Genomic DNA, 19,399 nt, shown 5'->3' with positions numbered 1-19,399 from the left:
CCTAAGAACCTTCTTCATCTATCGGCTCCTCTTTCATTAGTATATAACCAAATTCCTTTGCTTTTTTAGTCAAATTTTTGACTACTCTCTCTTTGTAGAGTGTTTCATAATAGTTCATTCCTTTTTCTACATATTCTTGTCCATATTTTAGCATATTATAAAAAATACATGCTAATTTCCTTGCTGTAGCAGTGATCGCTTTTGGTATCCCTAGTCGCTTCTTTAACCTCCTGCAGTATGCACCAAGTGCAGTGTTGCTTCTTGATACACAATGAGCAGCAAGTCGCAAGGCAGTTGCAGCACGATTAACAACTTTACGAGTTCTTGTTCCAATAATTTTCCCTCCTGTAATTTTATTAGCAGGACTTAATCCGAGCCAGGAAGAAAAATGCTTTTCTGTCCTCCATTTATTGTGATTTATACCTGTTTCTGAAATGACAGCCTGTATACTTAATACATCAAGTCCTGGAACTCTAGTAAAATCCATCCCCGTTATTCGATATAAATCTTCATCTACGGCAAAATCTGGACTATTCTTCTGTTTTCTCTTTCGTGTCTTATTCAATGCCCTGTTCTCATTCGACTTTGTTTCAAATGTTTTATAGTAATTTTCTATACTTTTATCACATCCCGTTATTTGCTCTTGAAAAAAAGTATATGCTGCATATTCTTGTTTTAGCACAAACAAGTGTTCCTCTCTATAATCACCAGCTAACGCTTTTGCTATAGTAGACTGATCATTTTTTATTCGTGCATCCCTGAATTTAGCCAATTTCTCAGGATCTCTTTCGCCTTCAATTATAGCTTCAATGATTTTCATACCAGTTATCCCAGTAATATGACTAATAACCTTGTGTAATTGAATATTCATTTGAATTAGCGCTTTTTGCATACGTTGAGTATGTTTAGCTGCATTTTCAATTAGATTAGCACGTTGTCTAACGTAACTACGCAGTACACACATTTGATTATCCGGTCTAAATGATCCTTGAAGCAGTCCATAGCTGTGCAATTGTTGCAGCCATTGACAATCTTGAACATCAGACTTTCTACCAGGCACATTTTTGACATGTCGCGCATTTACTAATTTTACTTCAAATTTATGTGATTCTAATATTTGAAATAAGGGAATCCAATATACTCCAGTTGACTCCATGGCTACAGTTCTAACCTGACACTTTTTTAACCACTTTGCTAAGTTGTGTAGATCTACTGTAAAGCACCCAAATTTTTGGATACGTTGTTCATCTCTTCCTTCAGGTACACATACATAATGTACAGTCGAGCCAATATCAATCCCTGCTGCATCAAGGTTTATTGTTTTTAATTTACTTTTTGCTTCTGCCATATAAAATCCCTCCTATATTATTATGATAAGAAGCACTTCAGCTTGGGACGGTTAGGTTATACAATCTTCTAAACGAGGTAGCCCAAAAAGAACTCCATCAATGGTTTTACCATTTCCCCCAAAACCATGCTTTCAAACGGGCATTTATAGCACCATTGATTGTTTCGGTTATAGCTGCAGAAGCGCTTCTTCATAACACTATACCCAAAGAACATAAAGTAAAGAGGGAGTTTCTTTTTGGTTTTACAGATTTTATCTGTTCTGGGCTTTCAACGATGTTGCTTAAAACCCGAATTAAAAACGAGATGGAACGGGGAAAACTGCTTGAGGCAAAAGCAAAAGCTGAAATTGGTGAACTTATCTCAGTAGAAGAAGTAAAGACTGAAGCATTTAACGTTGCAAGAGTGGTAAGAAATAATCTTTTAAATATCCCAGACAGAGTATCAGCATTACTGGCATCGATGAACGACACAGAAAAGATCCATAGAACGTTAACAGAAGAGATTACCAATGCACTTGAAGAATTATCGAAAAATACATTTTAATGACTACTGTTAATTTATATTCAAACAATTTAAAATTATTAAAGAAAATTAGTAGACGCCTTATAATAATAGGCTCAATAGCTATAAGCATCTCTATTTCTACAGCATATGCTGGAATAATTGCAGTCATTATTCTAAGTTGTTTTGCTAACAGATGTCCACTGTAAACAACCAAGTTCTACTTTTACCGATATGGAAGTAGAAAATGTAGCAAAATTTTGGCAGGTAATGGTGTGATCTATAGCAGTAGCTTCTATGCAGGACTGAGGCCAGATCTACCACTTAAAGTATCAGAGTGGGCAGATAAGAATCGTCAGCTTTCAACGATAGCATCATCAGAACCAGGAAAATGGAGGACAGAGAGAACACCCTACCTTAGAGAAGTAATGGATTCACTATCTTCGTCTTCGCCGGCTGAAAAAGTGGTATTCATGAAAGGAGCGCAGATAGGAGGAACAGAGGCAGGAAACAACTGGATAGGCTACATTATCGACCAAACACCAGGTCCAATGTTGGTAGTGCAGCCAACTGTAGAGATGGGAAAACGTTGGTCAAAGGGAAGATTTGCACCATTAATTGAAGATACGCCATGTTTAAGGAGTAAAATAAAAGACCCAAGGTCGAGAGATTCAGGCAACACTGTACAAAGTAAGGAATTTCCGGGAGGAACGGTAGTAGTAACAGGTGCCAATAGTCCAGTGGGTCTGCGCTCTATGCCGGTAAAATATCTTTTTTTAGATGAAGTAGATGCATATCCAGGAGATTCAGGAGGAGAAGGAGATCCAGTTTTACTCAGCATAGCCCGAACTAATACATTTACGCGGCGAAAAATCTTTTTAGTTTCAACACCGACGATTCATGGAATAAGCAGAATAGAGAAGGAATTTGAGAGTTCAGACAAACGATACTTTTTTGTACCTTGTCCACATTGTGATCACTATCAGGTGCTGAAATGGCCACAGATAAAGTGGAAAGATAAAGAACCCTCAACAGCCCACTACGTTTGCATAGAGTGTAGGGGAGAAATAAAAAATCATCAGAAAACAGAGATGCTAGCTAGAGGTGAATGGAGAGCAACTAGGGAGGAAGGAAAAAAAGAGGCAAAAAAAGGGTTTCATTTATCGAGCTTGTATAGCCCAGTTGGTTGGTATAGCTGGAAACAAGCAGTAGAAGATTACCTGCATGCAAAGGAAAATGAACAATTACTGAAAGTTTGGATAAATACAACACTCGGAGAAACCTGGGTAGACAAAGGAGAAGTACCAGACTGGAAGCAACTATTTGAGCGTCGAGAAAATTTTCCGATAGGCATGGTGCCAAAAGGTGGAAAAATAGTGTTAACGGCAGGGGTTGATGTACAAAAAGACCGCTTAGAAGCAGAAGTAGTAGCATGGGGTATGGGTCGCGAGAGTTGGTCAATAGACTACCAGGTATTAGAAGGTGATACTGGAAGTGGAGAAGTATGGGAAAAACTTTCAGAGCTCTTGAATCATCATTTTATCGGTGAAAATGGTCTTGAATATATGATAAGCATGATGGCGGTTGATGCTGGGTATGCAACGCAGGAGGTATACAATTGGGTAAGAAGTCATCAAGGCTCTGGAAGAGTAATGGCAGTAAAAGGGGCAAACAAAGCGCTAGTGCCGCTTAACAGCCCAAGTAGAGTTGATGTAACAGTTGGAGGACAAAAGCTAAAGAGAGGAATGAAGCTGTGGCCAGTTGGGGTATCGATATTGAAGTCCGAGCTTTTCCAATTACTTAATGTTTTAACAGAAGGGGCGCCGGGGTATTGTCATTTTCCAGAGTATCCACCTGAATATTTTAAGCAGCTAACCGCAGAGCAACTAATTACCAAAGTAGTAAAAGGATATACCAAACAAGAGTGGCAAAAGATAAGAGACCGAAATGAAGTACTAGATTGCAGAGTTTACGCAAGAGCTGCATCTATTGCCCTGGGGATTGATCGTTGGCCAGAGAGTAAATGGGAGAGTTTAGTAGGTGAAAAAACTAAAAAGTCAAAAAGAGTGAGAAGAAGTCAATGGTTGAATGAGAAAAGTTGATGTATAGCCAAGAATATTTAGATCAAGTAGAAGAAGCGATAAAGAAGCTACAGAGCGGGGAAAGAGTAGTATCGATTGCATATGGTGACCATGTGGTTAGGTATGGAGAAGTTCAGATAAAAGATCTATTGGACTTAAGACAACGAATCAAAGCTGAGCTGAAAGTTGCAGGTATAAAGCCGAAGCGCAGGATTGTGATTTCAACAGATAAAGGGGTTAAATAAAATGGCTGAAAATCAACTAAATGTTAACGTGAGCTTTGAAGGTGAATTAGCGAAATATCTCAAAGATATAGCAGAACAAGACTGCAGAAGAAGTTTTAGTAAGTCTAGTAAGGGAAGCATTAGAGGAAGATATAGAACTGTCAAAAATTGCTAATGAACGTGATATTGATGGCGCAGAGTTGATTAGGGCTGAAGATGTGGACTGGGATAAAATATTATCTGCAGGAACCTTTTGCACAAAATGTCAACAGCCTATTGACCAAAATTCTCCAACAACTCATTGAAATTTCAAATAGTGCAGCAACCTGTTGCACAAATAACAAAATAAGAGCCCCAAATGATAAAAAATGTAATTGTAGATCTCTCCCACTGGAACCAAAGTGTAAATTTTAAGTTAGCGAAAGAAGATGAAATATTAGGAATCATTCATAAAGCAACGCAAGGGCTAGAGTATGTGGATCCTAAATATGCAGAAAGAAGGAAAGCTGCCGAAGAAAAAGGACTGCTTTGGGGTGCATATCATTTTGGCATAGGAGCAAACGGAAAGGACCAAGCTGAGCATTTTCTGGAAGTAGTCGGAGAGAGTTCTAAAGTGTTGCTAGCCCTAGATATCGAAGACAACGGAGGAAACAATATAACGCCAAAACAAGCAGAGGATTTCGTTAACAGGGTTTATAGAGTCACAGGTCGTTTGCCACTGATTTATGGAAGTCCTTACTTTATAAATGATTTCGCTACGCCGATTTTAACAAAATGTCCACTGTGGGTGGCAAGATGGAGACGTAGACCTAAGTTACCAAGAGGATGGAAAGAGTGGGCTTTATGGCAATATACCGACGGAAAAAGTGGGGAAGAGCCGCATTTAGTGAAAGGGATTGGACCGTGTGATAGAAATAAATTCAACGGCACATTAGAAGATTTGAAAAGATTTTGGATATCGTGATGTTATTGAAATCATTTAAGAGGTTGTCCGGAAACTAGTAAATTCAAGCATATTCCCTCTTTAACATAACCCTACTCATAGCTAGGTATATGAAATTCTCAGTGGATGTTGTGAGTAAATCATACTCCTTCGATAGCCTTCTATTCCTATTAACCCAAGCAAAAGTCCTTTCTACAACCCATCTTCTTGGCTGTACTTTAAACCCTTGTTCTCTTGTTGGTAGTAGCTCAGGTGGCGTATCTTTGTGCACCCAAAATCTACATGGAGGCCTTTTAACAATTTCAATATCTATGTCATATTCTTCCTTTATGTGATTCTTTAAATTTCTTCCTTGGTATCCCATGTCAGCCCACATTTTTTTAACTTTAGTATATTTTGTTCTCATATTGTTTAATGCTATTTTAATACCATCTCTATCATTTTCGTTAGCAGCGCCTACGTAACAACCTAGTATAAAACCCTGAGTGTCTGTAATTATATGCCTTTTTCTACCCTTTACTTTTTTACTTCCATCATAGCCTTTGATCCCCCCTTTTCTGTAGTCTTTACAGATTGACTATCTACTATACAGGCACTCGGCTGCTCATTCCTTCCTATTTTTCTTCTACTATATTTTGTAATTTCATAATTCATTTTCTCAAAAATTCCCTGCTTCTTCCATTGCCTGAACTGCTCATACACAGTCTTCCATAGCGGAAAATCATTTGGTAAATACCGCCATTGACACCCTGTACGCAATACATAGAAAATTGCTTCTAATATTTCTTTTTTGCTATACTTTTGCGGCCTTCCTCCTTTCTTGTATGATACTCTGAAGTGTTTTTCTATTCTTGCCCATTCCCTTTCGCTTAGATCTGTTGGATACTTTTTTCTCATCTTTACCCCGTACTAAAATTTCAGATATTATAGCCTTTTACTTGTTTCCGGACAACCTCTAAACAATTATTCCGCAAACCACCAAAGCCTAAAGGTTCAGCATGGGATGCATCAGGTTCAGGAAGAAGATTATTGCACTTTCAACCAGAAGTAGGAAGTATAAATAGCTTACTTTCCCAGAGCCTTGAACATCTGCGTAGTCGTTCACGTGACATGGTAAGAAAGAATTCCTATGCAGCAAACATCATCGATACGATAGTGAGTAATTGCGTTGGGACAGGAATAAAGCCGCAGTCAAAGGCGAAAGATGCAGAGTTTCGGAAAAAAGTGCAAGAGTTATGGCTGAGATGGACAGATGAAGCAGACAGCAGCGGAGCAAGTGATTTTTATGGGTTACAAGCTCTAGTATGCAGAAGTATGATAGAAGGAGGGGAATGTTTTGTAAGACTCCGAACAAGAAAACGAGAAGATGGTCTTTGTGTGCCGTTGCAACTGCAAGTACTTGAATCAGAGCATTTAGACAATAAGAGCAATCAAACCCTTGCCAACGGTAATGTAATTAGAAACGGCATTGAATTTAACCGATTGGGGCAAAGAGAGGCGTATTACCTATTTAGAGAACATCCAGGTGAAGGCTCGTTTGGCGAATCAGTGAGAGTACCAGCAAATGATGTTTTACATATCTACAGACCACTAAGACCTGGGCAGATTCGAGGAGTACCATGGTTGTCCAGTGTACTGTTAAAGCTCTATGAACTTGATCAATATGACGATGCAGAATTAGTACGAAAAAAGACTGCTGCAATGTTTGCTGGGTTTATTACGAGACTCGATCCAGAAGCAAATATTTTAGGAGAAGGTGAAGTAAATGAGCATGGAGTAGCATTATCGGGTTTAGAACCTGGGACTATGCAACTTTTAGATCCAGGGGAAGATATCAAGTTCTCGGAGCCATCAGACGTTGGGGGAAGTTATGAAGCATTCATGAAACAGCAGCTTAGGGCAATAGCAGTAGGCACAGGGATAACTTACGAGCAGCTAACAGGAGATCTAAGTGGTGTCAATTATTCATCAATAAGAGCTGGGTTAATAGAGTTTCGTAGGAAGTGCGCGATGTTACAGCATAACGTGGTAGTATTTCAGCTTTGCCGGCCATTATGGAATAGGTGGCTAGAATTAGCACTACTCTCTGGAGAACTGGACATAGGTGAAAAAAAAGGGGAAAAGAAGAGGTAAAATGGATACCGCAAGGGTGTGCTTACGTAGATCCACTCAAAGACCAGCAAGCACAGCAAATGGCAGTAAGAAATGGATTTAAGAGTCGATCGGAAGTGGTTTCAGAACTAGGTTATGATGTAGAAGAAATAGACCAAGAAATTGCTGAGGATCAAAGACGTGCGAGTGAATTGGGCTTAAGTTTTGATTCTGATGTACAAAGTAGTTTTGCGGAAATGACATGAAACAACAAGCAATGTGGCTGAATAGACCGGTAATGATGGAGCAAAGAAGTTTTGATCTATTGTCATTATATGCAAAAAAGCAGCCGATCTTCAAAAACATAAAACACGCAATAAGAAATAATAGAAAGGGAATAGCAGTCATACCGATACATGGAATCTTGACGAAGAATTCAGAAGCTTTTGATGATATTTTAGGGATGACATCATACGAGAAGATACGTGAAGAGATAGAAGAAGCTTTAATAGATGAAGAAGTAGAAACAATAATTTTGGACATAGACAGCCCCGGAGGAGAAGTAAACGGTTTATTCGACCTTGCTGACTTTATTTACGGAGCAAGGACAAAAAAGAGGATTGTGGCGATAGCAAATGATGATGCTTACTCTGCTGCGTACGCTATAGCTTCTAGCGCTGAAAAGGTGTATGTAAGCAGAACATCGGGAGTTGGAAGCATAGGAGTAATAGCAAGTCACATTGATCAAAGTGGATTTGATGAAAAGCAAGGGATAAAATATACAACTGTTTTTGCTGGAAGTCGAAAGAACGATTTAAATCCGCATGAGCCGATAACATCTGAGAGTTTGGAAAGCTTACAAGAGGAAGTAGATCGCCTATATGAGATGTTTGTCCAGCTCATAGCACAAAACAGAAATTTGTCCACGGAAACAATCAAATCAACGGAAGCAGGGCTATATTTTGGGGAAAAAGCAATAGAGATTGGACTTGCTGATGGAATTACGACATTTTCAGAATTTTTTGACAATTATAGGAGTAATATGACTAAAACTGAGATAAAAGAACAAGCAATAGATATTGATGAGCAAGGAAGATGTTTAGGGTACGAGAGCTGCCGTAAAGAAGTATTAGAGGTGATAAGATTATGTAATTTATCAAAGATGCCAGAGAAAATAGGAGAATTTATCGAACAGGATGTCAATGCAAAACAAGCGCAAGAGATATTAATGTCGATACTAGCAGAGAGAACGAAGAAGACAGAGATTTTGAGTACAATACCACAAAGTACACCGGAAGACTTGATGATGCAGGTAGCGAAAAGTCGAGCAAAATCGGGCATTTGATGGTAGCCTACTCTTAACCGCGGTATATAATGCTAACATACGCCGCGGTAAAATAAAGTTGATCATCTTATAACCGCGGTATATAATGCTAACATACGCCGCGGTAAATTGTATGAGTGAACCAATAATTGGTAGAGAAAAATAAACAGCGATTCTAGAAAATAAGCTTCTTTCCCAATCAGCCGAGTTTATCGCAGTGTATGGTCGACGTCGTGTAGGAAAAACATACTTAATAAAACAATTTTTTAGCAAGCGAGATGTAGTGCTATTTGAGCAGAAAGGCCTTAACAAAGGTAAATTAAAGGCGCAGCTTGAGATCTTCGTAGAATCATTGTCTAGAGCTTTTTACAATGGCATAAGAATGGCTGTACCTAAAAACTGGATGGATGCGTTACATCAATTAACTCTTTCGATTGATATATACAGAGATAAACAAGTTGTGATATTTTTTGATGAGTTGCCATGGCTTGCTGCAAGAAAATCTGGATTCTTAGTAGCACTAGAACACTTTTGGAATGTATATTGAACATACCGGAAAAAACTTATATTGGTTGTTTGTGGTTCAGCAGCTTCTTGGATGTTAGAAAATTTAATATATAATAAAGGAGGATTACATAATCGTATTACTGCAAGAATAGGATTACAGCCTTTTAACTTACGTGAAACTAAAAAGTATTTAAGATATTTAGGAGTCAATCTTAACCATCAGCAGATATTACAGATCTATATGGCAATGGGAGGAATACCACATTACCTAAAAGAAATAAGTAAAGGATTGTCAGCGACACAAGATATTAATGAGATCTGCTTTCAGAAGGAAGGTTTGTTATTTGATGAATTTGATATGCTATTCCACTCTTTGTATGAAGAACCAGAGACATATATAAATATTATTCGCACGATTGCAAAAAAGCCAAAAGGAATCAGCAGAAAAGAACTGATAAAAGCAACAAAAATCACTGAAGGAGGGTACTTAACCACAAAACTAAGGAGTTTAGAAGAAGCTGGATTTATAGGAGATTTTTTACCACTGAATAAAGCAACAAGAGGAGCATATTACAGGGTAATGGACGAATATGTGTTATTTTATCTAACGTGGATTGAACCATTCAGGGAAGTAATGAAAAAGGCAATAACAAGTGATGTTCATTATTGGGAGTTAGCAATAAAAAAACCAGCTTGGCTAACATGGACAGGACAAGCATTTGAAGCAGTGTGTTTTAAACATGCCAATACGATTAGAAGAAAATTAAATATAGAGCATATGGGGTTTATATGTGGAGATTGGCAATATCACTCAGGGAAAAACAGTAAAGAAAGTGGTGCTCAGATAGACTTGGTATTTGATCGAGAGGATGGATGTACGACACTTTGTGAAATAAAATACAGTGATAAGCCTTATACGATAACAAAAGAATATATAGAACAATTAAGAAAAAAAGAGGCAATTTATAAAGAAAAAACTAGGTCAAAGAAACAAATATTTTGGGTACTTATTGCTGCAAACGGAGCAACTGAAAATCAGTACTTGAAAGATATAATCAATAATGTGATCACGTTAGAAGACTTATTTTAATTTAATATCGAAATTTCAGAAAAACTTACACAGCTTTTTTTGAGTAACAAATATAGGAGGGAAAAAATGACAAGTATAACAGAAGGAAATAATTTAGGCGATCTTCTGAAATATGAAGTGTCTAATCTATATTCAAGAGACCAAATAACAGTAGCAAAGGGGCAAAACCTAAAGCTAGGTACGGTTGTTGGTTATGATACTAAAGACGGTCTAATTAAGTCCTTAAATCCAACAGCTACAGACGGCACGCAAACAGCAATAGGTGTAATAACAAGTGATGTAAATGCAACGGAAACCACCAAAGCAGTAATCATTACTCGTATAGCAATACTAGCTGATCATGCAGTGGTGTGGCCAGGAAATATCACTGAGGAGCAAAAAGCTGCAGCAATAAAGCAACTTGAAGCACGGGGTATCATCATCCGCAAAGGTGTCTAAACTTCAACTCAACTTAAATTAATAGGGAAAACAAGGGGAAAAACATGCAAAATCCATTTACAAATCCGGCATTTAGTATGACAGCATTAACAAATGCAATGAACATATTGCCGATAAATTATGGTCGAACAGAGAATTTAAATTTATTTCCAAGTAGGTCAGTAAGATTTCGTCATATTACGATAGAAGAACACCAAGGAGTTTTAACTTTATTACCAACGCAAGTTCCAGGAGCACCAGCAACAGTAGGAAAACGAGGAAAAAGGAAAATAAGAACTTTTACCATTCCGCATATTCCCCATGATGATGTAGTGTTGCCTGAGGAAGTGCAAGGAATAAGGGCATTTGGGTCAGAGAATGAACTTAAGGCGCTGGCAGATGTAATAACGGATCATTTGCAGATGATGAGAAACAAACACGCGATAACGTTAGAGCATTTGCGGATGGGAGAATTGAAAGGGATTATTCTGGACGCAGATGGCAGTGAATTATTAAATCTGTACAACGAATTTGAAATAACACCAAAAGTAGTAAATTTTGCGCTAGGAACAGCAACAACAGATGTAAAACGAAAATGTCTGGAAGTATTGCGCCATGTTGAAGATAACTTAAGTGGTGAATATATGACCGGGATTCATGCGCTGGTAAGTCCAGAGTTTTTTGATGCACTAACTTCTCATGCCAAAGTAAAAGAAGCATATGAAAGATTGTAAGTTAAAAATGTGATATAAAAGAGATAAGAGGGAAAGATAACCCTACTCACTATAGGAATAGGGCTATCACGGGCGTGTGCGACCGAATGAAAGTTGGTATTACAACCGTAGCCATCAAGGTAAACTAGCCCCATCTCTCGATACGTTTGAATAGTTGCATGGGACATATGTATGCACCCGTTTACAATCTTAAATTAATTAAACTATCGAGGTTATTTATTATGATTACATCTTATCAAAATTTCATTGGCATTGATATCGGAAAATTTAAAAATGTTGCTGCAGCTTATAACCAAAGGAGCGCTATCAAGTTTGACAATGATGCTACTGGTTGGCAACAGTTGTTTCAAAAATTTTCAGATATCCTACCTAATTCTCTAGTAACTTTAGAAAACACTGGAAAATATGAGCTTGGCTTAGCACATTTTCTTGTTGATAAGAATGTTGCTGTACATCGAGCTAATACTCGTAAAGTAAAAAGTTTTATCATATCACATGGAACTTTAGCAAAGACAGATCAATCAGATGCAAGAGCCCTTGCTCAATATGGTTTTGAACGCTATAGTGCTCTATCTCTATTTGTGCCTATGTCAAAAGAACAAACCGCCTTAGTTGCACTCTGTCAACGTCGTGATGACATTACGCAAATGAGAACTCAAGAGAAATGTAGGCTTGCAGCACCTGAAAACGACTATATAAAGGAAAGTTGCCAAAAAACAATAGACTTTTTTACCAGTCAGATAAATGAGTTCAACGATGCCATACAAAGAATTATTGATAAAAATCCAGAGTTACAAAAGCGTCAAAAAATCTTGAGAACAGTGCCAGGAATAGGTCTCAAGTTATCACAAGTTTTTGTGTGTCTAATGCCAGAACTTGGCCACCTAAACAAAAAAGAAGTTGCAAGTCTTGCTGGAGTTGCTCCACATCCAAAAGAAAGCGGTAAAACTATTGGTTACCGAAGGATAACAGGTGGTAGAAGCAATGTTCGTGCAAAGCTTTTCACAGCTGCTATGGCTGCTGCAAGATCTAAATCTGCACTTGGTGCTTTTTATTCTGATCTTATTGGTAGAGGTAAAAAGAAGATGGTAGCTATAACAGCTCTAATGCGAAAAATCATAGTAATTGCCAATGCAAGACTTAAAGAAGCAATTAATATGAAATAAAAAAAAATCTGCATAGAAAATAGGTTAACGGATATGTGCGTCTACACACATTTAAAGCACATATTCGTTAACCATAAAATCTAAGCAGTGGTTGCTGTTTGATATAAATTTCTTTCTGTATAAACTAGGATCTTTGTTACCAAAATACATTTTTCAATTGAATAAAAATACAAAATTATCAACAAATGAGACTAAATTCAAAAAATTTTAAAAAACATAGTTGATGGTTACAACGTTTTCGATGAGATTGCAGAAAGGCTAGATTCCAGAGTGGAATGACATCGTTCACTATGTACCATATTGCAATAGTTGTGGTCAAGGCACTGGGATCTGAAATTGCAGTGTTCGTACAGCTATAGAATATAGATCAGAAGTGACAGAGCTTAAAAAAAGGCCTAACATTCTTAATAAACGTAAAAAGCTTTATGAAAATCAGAGTTGGAGTAATAGGCTGCTTAGGCAGAATGGGCAAAAAAATACTCAATGAATTAATTACAAATACCAAAGTGGAAATAGCAGGTGCTGTTGCCCGTTCAGGTAGTAAGTACATAGATTCAGATATTGGACCAATTATAGCCAATCTAGGAATTAAAGTTACAAGTTCTATTAGTGGCATATTTGAGTCATCTGACGTTGTAATAGATTTTACAACTAAAGAATGTATGTTAGACTGCCTTAAAGCAGCTGTAAAATTTAAAACACCGCTGGTTAGTGGCACAACTGGAATAGAAGGTGTCGATTTGAAAGAATATGCTGCTGAAGTTCCAATATTATGGTCAGCAAATATGAGTGTTGGGGTTAATGTGTTGCTGAAATTGGTAAAAAAAGCTGCTGAGCTTTTAGGTAATGAATATGACGTTGAGATTTGGGAAATGCATCATAACTTAAAAAAGGATTCACCATCTGGAACAGCTATAGAACTTGGCAAAACAATTGCTAACGCTTCAAAAGTGGATTTTCAGTCCAATCAATATTTACATAGTGGTTCAAACATAAGGAAAAAGGGGGGAATAGGTTTTGCAGTATCTCGTGGAGGTGGAGTAATAGGAGATCACAGCGTGATGTTTGTTAATTCTGATGAACGGATAGAACTAAACCACAAAGCAATTGATCGCACAACATTTGCTAGAGGAGCTGTTCAAGCAGCAGTATGGCTATACGAAAATAAAAGAGAAATTCCGGGGCTCTATTCAATGCAGGATGTGATATGAGCAATACACGTGCCTCTGTTAAAGATTTAAATCTCTGGTACGGCTCTAAGCAAGTTTTATTCGATATAAATTTGAATATTTATAAAAGAAAAGTTACTACTTTTATCGGACCATCCGGGTGCGGTAAATCAACATTTTTGCGTTGTTTTAATCGTATGAATGACTATGTACCAGGTTGCAAAACTGTTGGTGAATTAGATATCGATGGGCTGGGTGATATATATTCACGCGATATGGATGTTGTACTACTTAGAGCAAAAGTTGGTATGGTATTTCAAAAGCCAAATCCTTTTCCAAAATCAATATATGATAATGTTGCTTGTGGGCCAAAATTGCATGGTATGGCGAAGGATAAGCAAAAATTGAATGAGATGGTGGAAAATAGTTTAACCAAGGTTGGTTTATGGGAAGAATTGAAGGACAGATTGCAAGATAGCGCACTCAATTTATCCGGTGGCCAACAACAGAGGCTATGCATCGCTCGCGCAATTGCAGTGAAGCCAACTATTTTATTAATGGATGAACCGTGCTCTGCTCTTGATCCAATGGCAACCAATGCAATCGAAAATCTTATACAAGAGCTGAAATTAAGATTTACTATAATTATGGTGACTCATTCAATGAAGCAAGCTAAAAAGTTATCTGATAGTGTAATTTTCTTTCATAATGGCAGAATTGTTGAGTCTGGAAGCACTCAAGAAATATTCGAAAATGCTCAATCTCCCTTAACAAAGGAGTATATCCTGGATCATTAAATTTCTGACCTTACCCAGAAAAAGTGGAGAGAAAGAAAAGAGTTTTTTCGGGTAAAATAAAATTTTGGAGGATTAGAAATGGTAAGAGAATATACGGCAGAATTCAAATTGGAAGCTGTTAAGCTGGCAAATGAACAAAGAAAGGCAGGTCAAACAATTACAAAAATAGCAAAGGATTTAGGAATAAAGGGTGGTTTATTAGGAAAATGGATAAAGAAACACAACGAAAAAAAGTCAGCGGCAAATGCATTTCCAGGTAGAGGTAACATGGCTCCTTACGACAAAGAGAGGTTTGATTTACAAAGCAAGAGTAACAAGGGAAAGAGACATTTAAAAAAAAGCCCTGGCCAGTCAAAAAGAGTAAAATATTTTTTCATAAAAGAGCATAGTAAACACTATAAAGTGCAGGAATTATGTAGGGTTTTCTGCTAGTGGCTACTATAAGTGGACCACAAGAAAAATAAGCAGTAGAGAATCAGCAAATAAAGAGCTACTCGAAGCTATTCAAAAAATATATCAAGTTTCTAAATGTAGATATGGAGCTCCTAAAATTCATGCTGAATTGAAGGCTTTGGGTAAAAGTTGCAATTTGAAAACGGTGCAAAGTATAGCTCTTTTTACAATAATCCGAACAGACCGTAATATGCTACTGGCCTGCTATAGCCATAAACACATATCTTATCGCATTCGGACTATTATAGCTCTTTCCACAGAAGTCCGGATATGATAAGATTAAGGATAGATGGCGATAAGGAGGTTGGATGCCGGCAGCATATAGTTATGATTTAAGAAAAAAAGCAATGGAAGCACTAGACGAAGGGGAAAGCAGAGAAGCAGTGGCAGCAAGATTTAAAATTGGACGAACTACTTTGTGGGAGTGGCAGCAAAGAAAAAAAGAAACAGGCGACTTTCAGTCAAAAAAACTCGGTAATGGAGGTTACAATCAGAAAATTATCGACTGGAATAAGTTTATCGAATTTGCTAAAAAACACGGTAGAAAAACTCTGTCGGAAATGGCTAAACTTTGGGGCAACGTTAGTATCCAAACGATCCACCGAGCTCTCAGAAAAATTGGATTTACGCGCAAAAAAAGACATATGGATACAAGGAAAGGAACGAAGAAAAACGTGCTGAATTCTTAAAAATTATAGCAACAAAAGAACCAGAAAACTTAGTGTATATAGATGAGTCTGGGATTGATAACACGGAGGACTATCCATATGGGTATTGCCAGAAAGGACAGCGATTTTATGCCCTAAAATCTGGAAAAAAAACTCAACGAATCAGCATGGTTGCAGCCTTAAGTAGAAGAAAGATAGTTGCTCCATTAACATTTGAAGGCCACTGTAATATGGATATTTTTAATGGATGGTTTGAGCAATTTTTGGCACCGATCTTAGAACCTGGACAAACTGTCATTCTTGATAATGCTATAGCATTTCTCATAATAGTCCGAATAGGTCATAGGAAGGCAGAATCAACAGCACGACGAAAGGATTCGAATAGAGGAATGTTTTTCCTGGCTCTGTTTTTTATAGCAAACCAATGATGCTCAATTTTGTTAAAATCTGGAGAATAAGGCGGCAGATACAAAATTTCTGCACCGACTCCTTTAGCGAGCTTGATAAGCTTATCAGACTTATGAAAAGTAGCATTATCAAGAATGACAGTTTGTCCAGGTTCTAAGATCGGTGCCAAAAATTGCTCAAACCATCCATTAAAAATATCCATATTACAGTGGCCTTCAAATGTTAATGGAGCAACTATCTTTCTTCTACTTAAGGCTGCAACCATGCTGATTCGTTGAGTTTTTTTTCCAGATTTTAGGGCATAAAATCGCTGTCCTTTCTGGCAATACCCATATGGATAGTCCTCCGTGTTATCAATCCCAGACTCATCTATATACACTAAGTTTTCTGGTTCTTTTGTTGCTATAATTTTTAAGAATTCAGCACGTTTTTCTTCGTTCCTTTCCTTGTATCCATATGTCTTTTTTTGCGCGTAAATCCAATTTTTCTGAGAGCTCGGTGGATCGTTTGGATACTAACGTTGCCCCAAAGTTTAGCCATTTCCGACAGAGTTTTTCTACCGTGTTTTTTAGCAAATTCGATAAACTTATTCCAGTCGATAATTTTCTGATTGTAACCTCCATTACCGAGTTTTTTTGACTGAAAGTCGCCTGTTTCTTTTTTTCTTTGCTGCCACTCCCACAAAGTAGTTCGTCCAATTTTAAATCTTGCTGCCACTGCTTCTCTGCTTTCCCCTTCGTCTAGTGCTTCCATTGCTTTTTTTCTTAAATCATAACTATATGCTGCCGGCATCCAACCTCCTTATCGCCATCTATCCTTAATCTTATCATATCCGGACTTCTGTGGAAAGAGCTATACTTTTCATAAGTCTGATAAGCTTATCAAGCTCGCTAAAGGAGTCGGTGCAGAAATTTTGTATCTGCCGCCTTATTCTCCAGATTTTAACAAAATTGAGCATCATTGGTTTGCTATAAAAAACAGAGCCAGGAAAAACATTCCTCTATTCGAATCCTTTCGTCGTGCTGTTGATTCTGCCTTCCTATGACCTATTCGGACTATTATGAGAAATGCTATAGATGTATGGTCCCAGAGAGTGATGGTATACTATCATCATCATTTAAGGAGTCATTATGGGACAGATATTACATGGGTGCGCCAAAACAACACAGACGATTCGTAGAGCAATACAAAATAGAAAAGAGAGCATAGCAAAACTCTCCAAGCATTATAACCTTAATCCAAAAACTATTATTAAGTGGAGAAAACGTTCATTTACGAAAGATGCTGATATGGGTCCAAAGCATCCAAGATCAACTGTTTTAACGCTAGAAGAGGAAGCTATAATAGTTACATTTCGCAAGTATACACTACTGCCACTAGATGATTGCCTTTACGCTCTGCAGTCTACAATTCCGCATTTGACTCGTTCTAGCTTGCATCGTTGTTTACAAAGACACAACATTAGCAGATTACCAACTGTTGATGGAGAAGTTAAGTCAAAAAAGAAATTCAAACAATATCCTATCGGTTACTTTCATATTGATATTGCTGAAGTTAGAACTGAGGAGGGCAAATTACATTTGTTTGTTGCTATTGATAGGACATCCAAATTTACCTATGTTGAGTTGTGTAACAGTGCTACAAAACCCATAGCTGCTGAGTTCTTACGTAATTTGATTAGAATTTTACCGTATAAAATCCATACTATTTTGACAGATAACGGTATACAATTTACAAACCAGAAGCGTCATAAGTATGCTTTCCAACATATATTTGATAGAGTTTGCGAAGAGAATGTTATTGAACATCGTTTGACAAAAGTTAGCCATCCTTGGACGAATGGGCAAGTCGAGCGTATGAATAAAACTTTAAAGGATGCTACAGTTAAGAAGTATTACTATCAATCGCACCAGCAACTTAAAGAACACCTTTATAACTTTGTTATGGCTTATAATTATGCAAAGAGACTCAAAACTCTTAAGGGTCTTACTCCTTATGAATTTATATGTTATCAGTGGACACAGTCTCCAGAATTATTTATACTAAATCCACACCATCACACTCTGGGACCATACATCTAACTATTGCATTCCAGAACAATTTGATGCATCATTCTTTTTGTAAAAAACATTCCACACTTTCTCTCCACTTTTTCTGGGTAAGGTCACTTTTCCACTGATCATATTTAATCGCCATAACTTTACTCCTACTTTAACAATATTTTAATTATCATATATTATGGCAAGAAAGTCAACCCTACCTAATTTTGCTTAGTGAGCACACTAACTATGAAACAATCTATATTACCATCAAAAACAGAATTTATATTGCCCACTTCATGTCCGGTTCTTAAATCCTTCACCATTTGATATGGATGCATAACGTACGATCTGATCTGATTGCCCCAGCCTATATCGCATTTTTTACCATATTCTTCAGCCATTTTCTGTTCTTTTTTTTCCAGTTCAATTTGGTATAAACGTCCTTTAAGTAATTTTAACGCCTCATCTTTATTTCTGTGTTGAGAACGACCATTTTGGCATTGAACTACAACACCAGTTGGAATATGCGTAATGCGTACCGCACTTTCAGTCTTGTTCACATGCTGACCGCCTGCTCCGGAAGCACGATAGGTGTCGATCTTTAGATCCTTTTCATCCACAGCAATATCAATTGAATCTTCTATCACTGGAGTTACTCCTACACTTGCAAAACTGGTATGACGTTTACCATTTGCATCAAATGGCGATATTCTAACCAGCCTGTGAATTCCACTTTCACTTTTTGCCCACCCATAAGCTTTTTCTCCAACGATTTTTATCATTGCAGACTTTATACCAACTGACTCTCCTTCTAATTTTTCTACAACTTCAACTTTAAAGTTGTGATAAATTTCTGCCCACCTTATATACATGCGCATCAGCATTTCAGCCCAATCATTGCTCTCGGTTCCGCCAGCTCCTGAGTGGATTTCTAAAAAGCAGTTATTATTATCTGCTTCACCAGTAAATAAGGACTCTGTTTCTTTATACTTGATTAATTTCTCTAGCTTAGCTAATTCATTTTCAACTTCAGAGAAAAATTCTTCATCATTTTCATCAATAGCAGACTTCATTAAGCTGATGGCATCGTTGTAATCGCTTTCCAGCTTTAAAAACGACTCTACGTCATTCTTAATTTTAGAACGTTCTTTTAAAACTTCTTGTGCTTTTTGGTTATCTCGCCATAGGTCATCATTCGACGCTTGGGAGTCAAGCTCTTCAAGACGCAACTTTAATTTTTCTATGTCAAAGACACCTCCTGATAAGAGAAATACTTTTATTTAAGCTTTGAAAGTGTTCAAGAATTTCTGGATAAGTTTTCATTATACTTTAGATTTTAATATATTTACTATCAATAACAATAACAGTAAACAAAATAGAAATTTAACCATATGATAGTTAATTTAAATAATTTCATTATACTTTAATGTTTAA

Annotated in this window: 18 protein-coding genes and 6 pseudogenes; 20 read left to right on the top strand and 4 right to left on the bottom strand. The window is 37.2% G+C overall.

Features of this window, described 5'->3' with window-relative positions:
* Position 1 precedes the first annotated feature (1 nt).
* Positions 2-1,348, bottom strand: coding sequence for an IS110 family transposase (locus tag AAGD90_RS04190; protein ID WP_341821667.1), 1,347 nt, complete (start codon positions 1,346-1,348; stop codon positions 2-4).
* Positions 1,349-1,548: 200 nt separating this feature from the next.
* Here AAGD90_RS04190 and AAGD90_RS04185 point away from each other — a divergent pair, with 200 nt between their 5' ends.
* The 5 genes from AAGD90_RS04185 (at position 1,549) to AAGD90_RS04165 (ending at position 5,120) form a co-directional block, all read left to right on the top strand.
* Complete coding sequence (locus AAGD90_RS04185; RefSeq protein WP_410529993.1) at positions 1,549-1,893, top strand: hypothetical protein; 345 nt, start codon at positions 1,549-1,551, stop codon at positions 1,891-1,893.
* Positions 1,894-2,126: 233 nt separating this feature from the next.
* A complete protein-coding gene (locus AAGD90_RS04180; protein ID WP_341822182.1) occupies positions 2,127-3,953 on the top strand; it encodes a phage terminase large subunit family protein in 1,827 nt (608 codons plus the stop codon).
* A complete protein-coding gene (locus AAGD90_RS04175) occupies positions 3,953-4,177 on the top strand; it encodes a gpW family protein (RefSeq protein ID WP_264706169.1) in 225 nt (74 codons plus the stop codon). Before AAGD90_RS04180 ends, AAGD90_RS04175 begins: the two co-directional genes overlap by 1 nt.
* Before the next feature lies 1 nt (position 4,178).
* A complete protein-coding gene (locus AAGD90_RS04170; RefSeq protein ID WP_244663091.1) occupies positions 4,179-4,331 on the top strand; it encodes a hypothetical protein in 153 nt (50 codons plus the stop codon).
* 183 nt (positions 4,332-4,514) lie between these two features.
* A complete protein-coding gene (locus tag AAGD90_RS04165) occupies positions 4,515-5,120 on the top strand; it encodes a glycoside hydrolase family 25 protein (RefSeq protein WP_341821700.1) in 606 nt (201 codons plus the stop codon).
* 43 nt (positions 5,121-5,163) lie between these two features.
* Here the strand turns inward: AAGD90_RS04165 and AAGD90_RS04160 are convergent.
* Positions 5,164-5,996 (bottom strand): annotated as a pseudogene (locus AAGD90_RS04160) (IS5 family transposase).
* Positions 5,997-6,056: 60 nt separating this feature from the next.
* Here AAGD90_RS04160 and AAGD90_RS04155 point away from each other — a divergent pair.
* From AAGD90_RS04155 to AAGD90_RS04100, 13 genes and pseudogenes are all read left to right on the top strand, one after another.
* Positions 6,057-7,456 (top strand): annotated as a pseudogene (locus AAGD90_RS04155) (phage portal protein); the annotation flags it as partial.
* Entirely contained in the window at positions 7,453-8,535 is a 1,083-nt protein-coding gene (locus AAGD90_RS04150; RefSeq protein WP_341821699.1) for a S49 family peptidase, read from the top strand. The pseudogene AAGD90_RS04155 and the gene AAGD90_RS04150, both read left to right, overlap by 4 nt.
* Positions 8,536-8,731: 196 nt before the next feature.
* Positions 8,732-9,061: a hypothetical protein gene (locus AAGD90_RS04145; RefSeq protein ID WP_341821698.1), complete on the top strand. Its 330-nt coding sequence runs from the start codon at positions 8,732-8,734 to the stop codon at positions 9,059-9,061.
* Between the two features lie 51 nt (positions 9,062-9,112).
* The gene (locus AAGD90_RS04140; protein ID WP_341821697.1) at positions 9,113-10,111 is read left to right on the top strand and encodes a hypothetical protein; all 999 of its coding nucleotides are present in this window, start codon (positions 9,113-9,115) and stop codon (positions 10,109-10,111) included.
* Between the two features lie 66 nt (positions 10,112-10,177).
* Complete coding sequence (locus tag AAGD90_RS04135; protein WP_341821696.1) at positions 10,178-10,549, top strand: head decoration protein; 372 nt, start codon at positions 10,178-10,180, stop codon at positions 10,547-10,549.
* 44 nt (positions 10,550-10,593) lie between these two features.
* Positions 10,594-11,256, top strand: a pseudogene (locus AAGD90_RS04130) (major capsid protein); the annotation flags it as partial.
* A 227-nt stretch (positions 11,257-11,483) separates the two neighbouring features.
* Complete coding sequence (locus AAGD90_RS04125; RefSeq protein ID WP_265022222.1) at positions 11,484-12,428, top strand: IS110 family transposase; 945 nt, start codon at positions 11,484-11,486, stop codon at positions 12,426-12,428.
* A gap of 425 nt (positions 12,429-12,853) precedes the next feature.
* Complete coding sequence (gene dapB / locus AAGD90_RS04120) at positions 12,854-13,639, top strand: 4-hydroxy-tetrahydrodipicolinate reductase (RefSeq protein ID WP_010962542.1); 786 nt, start codon at positions 12,854-12,856, stop codon at positions 13,637-13,639.
* Entirely contained in the window at positions 13,636-14,394 is a 759-nt protein-coding gene (gene pstB / locus AAGD90_RS04115; protein ID WP_006280935.1) for a phosphate ABC transporter ATP-binding protein PstB, read from the top strand. The genes dapB and pstB overlap by 4 nt, the downstream gene beginning before the upstream one ends.
* A gap of 78 nt (positions 14,395-14,472) precedes the next feature.
* Entirely contained in the window at positions 14,473-14,826 is a 354-nt protein-coding gene (locus AAGD90_RS04110; RefSeq protein WP_264329466.1) for a transposase, read from the top strand.
* A pseudogene (locus AAGD90_RS07225) lies at positions 14,780-14,944 on the top strand (hypothetical protein); the annotation flags it as partial. The gene AAGD90_RS04110 and the pseudogene AAGD90_RS07225, both read left to right, overlap by 47 nt.
* Before the next feature lie 48 nt (positions 14,945-14,992).
* Entirely contained in the window at positions 14,993-15,121 is a 129-nt protein-coding gene (locus AAGD90_RS04105; RefSeq protein ID WP_341821694.1) for a hypothetical protein, read from the top strand.
* A 34-nt stretch (positions 15,122-15,155) separates the two neighbouring features.
* Positions 15,156-15,826: pseudogene (locus AAGD90_RS04100) on the top strand (IS630 family transposase); the annotation flags it as partial.
* Positions 15,827-15,855: 29 nt separating this feature from the next.
* On the opposite strand, the gene AAGD90_RS04095 reads toward AAGD90_RS04100, so the two are convergent.
* A protein-coding gene (locus AAGD90_RS04095) for an IS630 family transposase (RefSeq protein WP_156518142.1) occupies positions 15,856-16,715 on the bottom strand; the annotation gives its coding sequence in 2 pieces (ribosomal slippage) (positions 15,856-16,391 and positions 16,391-16,715; 861 coding nt in all).
* Positions 16,716-16,779: 64 nt separating this feature from the next.
* On the opposite strand from AAGD90_RS04095, the pseudogene AAGD90_RS04090 reads away from it, so the two are divergent.
* Positions 16,780-16,968, top strand: a pseudogene (locus AAGD90_RS04090) (transposase); the annotation flags it as partial.
* Positions 16,969-17,053: 85 nt separating this feature from the next.
* Positions 17,054-18,004, top strand: coding sequence for an IS481 family transposase (locus tag AAGD90_RS04085; RefSeq protein ID WP_338482200.1), 951 nt, complete (start codon positions 17,054-17,056; stop codon positions 18,002-18,004).
* A 179-nt stretch (positions 18,005-18,183) separates the two neighbouring features.
* Here AAGD90_RS04085 and prfB read toward each other — a convergent pair.
* A protein-coding gene (gene prfB, locus AAGD90_RS04080; RefSeq protein ID WP_341821692.1) for a peptide chain release factor 2 occupies positions 18,184-19,288 on the bottom strand; the annotation gives its coding sequence in 2 pieces (ribosomal slippage) (positions 18,184-19,212 and positions 19,214-19,288; 1,104 coding nt in all).
* Between the last annotated feature and the right edge of the window lie 111 nt (positions 19,289-19,399).

Origin of the sequence: Wolbachia endosymbiont (group A) of Ischnus inquisitorius, from assembly GCF_964026985.1 — a bacterium.
Classification (GTDB): Bacteria; Pseudomonadota; Alphaproteobacteria; order Rickettsiales; family Anaplasmataceae; genus Wolbachia; species Wolbachia pipientis.
Note: the sequence above shows the minus strand (reverse complement) of the source record. Positions and strands in the feature narration are given on the sequence as shown.

What these genes read in the sequence shown, in the direction of transcription:
- AAGD90_RS04190 (WP_341821667.1), bottom strand. Translation starts at nt 1,348, where the DNA reads ATGGCAGAAGCAAAAAGTAAATTAAAAACAATAAACCTTGATGCAGCA.
- AAGD90_RS04175 (WP_264706169.1), top strand. Translation starts at nt 3,953, where the DNA reads ATGTATAGCCAAGAATATTTAGATCAAGTAGAAGAAGCGATAAAGAAG.
- AAGD90_RS04170 (WP_244663091.1), top strand. Translation starts at nt 4,179, where the DNA reads ATGGCTGAAAATCAACTAAATGTTAACGTGAGCTTTGAAGGTGAATTA.
- AAGD90_RS04165 (WP_341821700.1), top strand. Translation starts at nt 4,515, where the DNA reads ATGATAAAAAATGTAATTGTAGATCTCTCCCACTGGAACCAAAGTGTA.
- AAGD90_RS04150 (WP_341821699.1), top strand. Translation starts at nt 7,453, where the DNA reads ATGAAACAACAAGCAATGTGGCTGAATAGACCGGTAATGATGGAGCAA.
- AAGD90_RS04140 (WP_341821697.1), top strand. Translation starts at nt 9,113, where the DNA reads ATGTTAGAAAATTTAATATATAATAAAGGAGGATTACATAATCGTATT.
- AAGD90_RS04135 (WP_341821696.1), top strand. Translation starts at nt 10,178, where the DNA reads ATGACAAGTATAACAGAAGGAAATAATTTAGGCGATCTTCTGAAATAT.
- AAGD90_RS04125 (WP_265022222.1), top strand. Translation starts at nt 11,484, where the DNA reads ATGATTACATCTTATCAAAATTTCATTGGCATTGATATCGGAAAATTT.
- dapB (WP_010962542.1), top strand. Translation starts at nt 12,854, where the DNA reads ATGAAAATCAGAGTTGGAGTAATAGGCTGCTTAGGCAGAATGGGCAAA.
- pstB (WP_006280935.1), top strand. Translation starts at nt 13,636, where the DNA reads ATGAGCAATACACGTGCCTCTGTTAAAGATTTAAATCTCTGGTACGGC.
- AAGD90_RS04110 (WP_264329466.1), top strand. Translation starts at nt 14,473, where the DNA reads ATGGTAAGAGAATATACGGCAGAATTCAAATTGGAAGCTGTTAAGCTG.
- AAGD90_RS04085 (WP_338482200.1), top strand. Translation starts at nt 17,054, where the DNA reads ATGGGACAGATATTACATGGGTGCGCCAAAACAACACAGACGATTCGT.